The sequence below is a fragment of the Pedobacter sp. 01N416 genome (assembly GCF_056399685.1).
On record NZ_JBFTRT010000503.1, the window covers coordinates 1 to 5,556 of the forward strand.

The window sequence follows — 5,556 nt, forward strand, 5'->3', positions numbered from 1 at the left end:
ATACTGGTATAATGAAAATGGCTACCGTAAAAATAGAGACAAAAAGATCTGTTTTTTCGCCTTCGATAGCGTGAGAAATAGGTGACTCGGGATAGAAATGCGTTACTAACGATGAAGTAAGTTTAATTCCTAAAACAGCAATTACGATGAATGCTATCGTTTCTAAAAAGGTAAATTTCTCCATCAGTTTAACAAATGCCTGTGCTACAAAACGCATAGCCAAAATCCCGATAAAAACACCAATATAGATTAACCAGATATGATCGGTAAAAGCCACAGCAGCAAAAACATTATCGATAGAGAAAGCCAGATCCATTACCTCTACTAAAGCAACAGTTGCCCAAAAATTCCCCATTAAGCCAACAGTAGATTTATAAATCCAGCTTTTGCTTTTGTCTACTTCCTCTTCTTCTTCTTCCTTGCCTTTATTGTTCTTTTTTCTAAAATAATCGAAAGCCAGGTACAACAGGTATAGACCGCCAAGTGGTTTCAACCACCAGATTTTAACCAGCCATGCAGCCAGGAACAAACAGATCCCTCTAAAAACATAAGCGCCAATAATGCCATATTTTAAAGCTTTTTCTCTTTGCGATTTTGGTAAATCCATTACCATAGTAGCCAAAACAGCAGCATTGTCTACCGAAAGCAAACTTTCGATCACAATTAAATTCAAAATAATTAATAGTCCGGCCTGTATATCGTCACCTAAAATTGTGTGCAAAAAATCCATTGAGCGAGTGTGTGTATGTTTTTAATTAAAGTTTTAGTTGACAGCAAAGAAACAAAATTTTATCAATCCCGATGCTTCAATCTTTTTTATTTATTGAATCGTTTTACTGATTAGATACTTAATCAATAAAACTGTTACGCAATAGGGCTGAAATTTATTTGCTGATCACCAGTTGATAGATATTACCTTTCTCTCCGGCCAGAATAATCTGTTTACCTTTTTTGGCTTTTTGAACGGCATTAAAACTTTTATCAGAAATATGTTTCCAGTTTTGGCCACCATCAGTAGAAATATCTGTTCCTGAAGTACCTGTAGCAATTAAGGTTTTAGCATTAATATAGGTTACGCCCGATCGGAAGCCTAAAACCGGGGTAGCTGGCTTTTGCCAGGTTTTGCCGCCATTGCTCGTTAAAAGAATATTATTGGTGTTTTCTTTATCTTTTACATAGTTTCCGCCAACAGTTACACCAATTTTTTCATTCAAAAAATCGATCGAGAAAGGACCCGTACTATTTTCGCCCTGCAAAATGGGGCATTTAAATACTTGCCAGTTTTGTCCATAATCTGGAGAAAAGTAAATGTTAGATACCGTTCCACCTGCTGCAATCCAGGTTTTACCACCAGGTAATGTTTTAATGGTTGTTCCACTGGCTGCAAAACCTGCTTCACCTTTAGCCAAATTGGTTTTTAGATTTGCTGAAATATCTTGCCAGCTTTTACCTGCGTCTACAGTTTTAAGTAATTGCATTTTATCATTTATGGGATCACCGAAGATGATTCCTTTATTTTTATCCCAAAAACCCAAGCCATCCAAAAATATAGCTGAATCTACATTTTTATAATTTTCTGTCCAGGTTTCGCCGCCATCAACGGTTTTCAGAATGTATGCCGGCGAAGCAATGCCCACAATAATGGCCTGTTTATCGTCGAAAGCTTCAATATCCCTGAAATCGATTTTTTCGTAACCTTTTGGTTTTAACCATTTCCAGGTTATACCACCATCAGTAGTTTTACCTACCGATCCATTACTACCACTTACCCAGGTAACCCGATCTGATACAACACTTAAACCCCGTAAACTGGTTTTGGTATTCTCGTTTAAGGGTTTAAAGGAATACGACTGCGCGGTGCAAAAAAAAGGTGCCATTAAAAGGCACCATAAAATTTTCTTCATCTATAAATTATTTTACTCGTCTAAAAGTTTCTGATCGGCCTAAAAGAGAAATACCTACATAACCGCGAACATTTAATACATCATTACCTGCTAAGGTCATGTTGCAGCTATAGGTTTTACCTTTTTTCGGATCGTAAATCGTTCCATCGGTCCATTTACCATCTTCGTAAACAAAATCCTTTAATATTTCCAGATTTAACAAAGCGCGTTTCTGTAGTTTTTCGTCAGGATTTTTAGCATCTAATTTAGGTTTACCATTTAAATTGGGTTCCTTCATCCAGGCTAATTTCCCATAATATTTATCGCCTTTTTTATAAATTTCTATTTGCCCTTCACCCGATGGGTTAAGCCATTTGCCTACAATAGCATCTTTGTTCTGTGCAAATACAGAAAACGATACTGCCACAAAAAGCAGCATTAAAAATGGTAACTTTCTCATATTTTTTATTTCTAGTTAGTTTCTAAAGATAATAATTACACCTTATATCGAAACACTAAATAAAGAGAAAAAGTATGAGAATTTTTGAAAATCCTAAAATTTACTTTGAAACAATTGGTAGATACTTGGCACGGTACGCATAAAGCAGGAACAAATTAAACAATAACATCACGGCCGACATCGGAAGATCTTTAGGCTGGGCCAAAAATGCGGTATACAAAAAGATATTCAAGGTAACAGGAAAAATAATGATTGATGCTAGTGGTGCCGTCCTTCCGATAAACAACATTACACCACATAACAGTTCTGTTATTTTAATTAATGGAAAAAGATAAACGGAGGCCATTATACCTGTCATAAAGCTGGTTTGKGCCGCTGTCATTTCCGGCGCCTTAGGCATTAAATTAAGAAAATAGGTTACCGAAGCAAATAGGTATAGTGCTCCTAATAACACCCTGATAATAATAATTGCAATTTTCATATTGGATTAATTTTGGTTTCTAAAATTAAAAATAATAAAAGTTATTTAAAGTTCATTAGTCATTGGTACATTGTACATTAGTGTAATAATAAGTTAATCTGTTTTGGTTGAGGTTTTATATTTAATAGCCATAATCTATTAACCATCAGCCATTGACCATTTATTATCTAATTCGCTCTTTATATTACCGCACCCGCGATTTATATTAATGCGTACGCAATTTACATTACCGCACTCGCGATAAGTATACCAGACTATGAAGTCTGGACTAAGGATCCAACACTTTCGGCTCCTTTCTCCTGACTCCAGGCTATTTGTTATAATCGTAATTCACCATCCATTGAATACCAAATTTATCGGTAGCCATACCAAAAAGGGCTCCCCAGAACATTTTTTCTAAAGCCATTGTTACTGTTCCACCAGCTGAGAGGTTATTAAAAAGTGTATGTGCCTCTTCTTCACTTGCCGCATCAACGGACAGTGAGATTCCGGTACCGAAAGTAGATGCAGGCATCGGGTTGGTAACATCGGTACCCATGAGTACGTTGCCACCAATAGGCAAAGCCACGTGCATGATTTTCTCCTGGTCRCCTACTGCCATACCTTCGCATCCCGGCGAATCTTTAAAGCGTTGAAGCACAGCAAAATCGCCGCCAAAAATAGATTTATAAAAGTTAAATGCTTCTTCGGTGTTACCGTTAAAATTTAAATACGTGTTAAGTGTCGCCATTGTTTTGTTGTTTTTCCCTTCGGGATGGTTAATTATTATTTGTTTTTTTTATTATCGTCATCCTGAACTTGTTTCAGGATCTATTTAGCATAAGATGCTGAAACGAGTTCAGCAGGAGGTTACGAGCGCATTTTAGTCAATTTGATATCCATCCATGGTGCCCAGTTTTTACCATCAAATTGTTCCCATGTCCCTTCTATGGTATTGGCTTTAAAATTTCCTTTAAATCTTTCGGTATCGGCAAATATTAAAATAATATCATCGTAAATTTTAAGGGTGGATATTGAAATATTGCCTTCGAAGTTGAAATCCTGTCCCTGATCTGTTTTAAGCTTTCTAATAATGCATACTGGTTATACACTTTATCTTCAGGATAAATCTGTTGAGGCGAATTGAACTTCACGTTGAAATTCAAAAAGTCGTTTCTAATCTGCGCTACCATTAAATCGGCTGGCTTATCTGTTTCGGTTACCGGGCCATTTATGACTTGCAGAAAGCCAGAATTTGCCAAAATCATATGTTCAGCCAGTTGGCCTGCTGTCCAGCTTCCTTTAAATGGTACTGCATTAATTTGCGCAGTATCAAATTTCGATAAGGTGTTTTCTAACGCCGACAAAGTTTCGCTGGCTTCTTTTATTATCTTTTCCATAACTTACATGTAATTCATTCCAGGATAGTTTAATAACCTGCGCCATAAGGCAATCTGCCCGATGCAATTGGCTTCCCGATAACTGTTGAAGCTGATCATTTCAAACAATGTGATCTCCATTCCAGGGATGCTGAGTTTCTCTTCCAGTTTCTCGTCGGTAGCCTGGGATAATGCCTGCTGTAACTTTGGAGAAATCTCTTTCCAATCTTTAATGAAATCTTCAAGCAATGGATAAGTGGCATCATCCACAATTCCTTTATTATCGGCAAAAAGATCGTCGGTTATGGACGGAAGATCGATACCGAATGATTTGGCCAGAAAATAACGGCTATGCACTACACTCCCGGTAATCCAAGCAATGTGGTTTGCTTTCGTATCCAATCTTTTCTGTGCATCCTTTTGGTCTATCCCATCTAAAGCCCTTACTAAAAAATCTGTTTGCATTTCGTACAACACTATAAAGCCATACATTCTGCTACTCGTTGGGGTGGTTTTCATATGTTTACTAATTAATTGATTAACTGAAATAAAGTTACCTTTTAATTTAGTTGAACACCGTTGCCGTAAAAGTCAATCTTAAGGGGCATTTCAGACAATTTTTATATATTTACGATACTTAAATTTTTAACCAAATGATACAAGTAGGTGTTTTACTGCCCCAAAATTTCAGATTATTAAGCATAGCGGCTATTTTAGATGTATTTGATACTGTTAATGGTTTTTACAGAAAAGATGCGCTTGAAACACCATTTAACATTAGTTTAATTACGCTAGACGATAAAAATTATAATTTTAGTACGCATCCCTGTGTGTCCTTACAAAAAGCCGGGCAGTTCGAACTGATTTTAGTTCCATCATTTGCAACCAACGACATCAAAGATTGTATTGGAGCCAACAGAGGTTATATCCCCTGGTTAAACAAACAACATGCGGCAGGCGCAGAAATTGCTACTTTTTGTACTGGTGCATTTTTACTTGCAGCATCAGGACTGTTGGATGGTAAAGCAGCTACCACACATGTTGATGCCTGCTCTGCCTTTTCTACGGCATTCCCCCTGGTTCATTTAAAGGCTGATAAAACCGTAACACAGGATGGAAAATTATTTACAAGTGGTGGTGCAACCTCCACTTTTCATTTATTGTTGCACCTTTTACAGCTTCATTGTGGAAAAGATATGGCCATTAAGGTGGCCAAGATTTTTGCAATCGATATGGACCGTGTAAACCAATCGTACTTTAGCACCTTCCAACCTATCCGTCATCACAATGATGATATTGTTGCTTCTGCCCAGGAAAAAATTGAAAATAATTATCAGGATGTGGCTACCATCGAAGAGATGATTAAAGATATTC

At 36.9% G+C, this 5,556-nt stretch carries 8 protein-coding genes; 1 reads left to right on the forward strand and 7 read right to left on the reverse strand.

Annotated elements, in window-relative coordinates:
- From AC1DND_RS22350 to AC1DND_RS22380, 7 genes are all read right to left on the reverse strand, one after another.
- A partial coding sequence (locus tag AC1DND_RS22350; RefSeq protein WP_477584808.1) for a TerC family protein occupies positions 1-730 on the reverse strand: 730 nt, incomplete at its 3' end.
- Positions 731-884: 154 nt separating this feature from the next.
- Entirely contained in the window at positions 885-1,904 is a 1,020-nt protein-coding gene (locus tag AC1DND_RS22355) for a WD40/YVTN/BNR-like repeat-containing protein (RefSeq protein WP_477584809.1), read from the reverse strand.
- Positions 1,905-1,911: 7 nt separating this feature from the next.
- On the reverse strand, positions 1,912-2,343 hold the full coding sequence (locus AC1DND_RS22360) for a DUF2147 domain-containing protein (protein WP_477584810.1): 432 nt from the start codon (positions 2,341-2,343) through the stop codon (positions 1,912-1,914).
- Between the two features lie 100 nt (positions 2,344-2,443).
- Positions 2,444-2,824: a DoxX family membrane protein gene (locus AC1DND_RS22365; RefSeq protein WP_477584811.1), complete on the reverse strand. Its 381-nt coding sequence runs from the start codon at positions 2,822-2,824 to the stop codon at positions 2,444-2,446.
- Positions 2,825-3,134: 310 nt separating this feature from the next.
- Positions 3,135-3,554: a VOC family protein gene (locus AC1DND_RS22370; protein WP_477584812.1), complete on the reverse strand. Its 420-nt coding sequence runs from the start codon at positions 3,552-3,554 to the stop codon at positions 3,135-3,137.
- Positions 3,555-3,801: 247 nt separating this feature from the next.
- Positions 3,802-4,203, reverse strand: coding sequence for a DinB family protein (locus AC1DND_RS22375; protein WP_477584813.1), 402 nt, complete (start codon positions 4,201-4,203; stop codon positions 3,802-3,804).
- Positions 4,204-4,206: 3 nt separating this feature from the next.
- Entirely contained in the window at positions 4,207-4,701 is a 495-nt protein-coding gene (locus AC1DND_RS22380; protein WP_477584814.1) for a DinB family protein, read from the reverse strand.
- 134 nt (positions 4,702-4,835) lie between these two features.
- Between AC1DND_RS22380 and AC1DND_RS22385 the strand changes: the two genes are divergently transcribed.
- The coding region (locus AC1DND_RS22385; RefSeq protein ID WP_477584815.1) for a GlxA family transcriptional regulator at positions 4,836-5,556 on the forward strand (721 nt) is incomplete at its 3' end.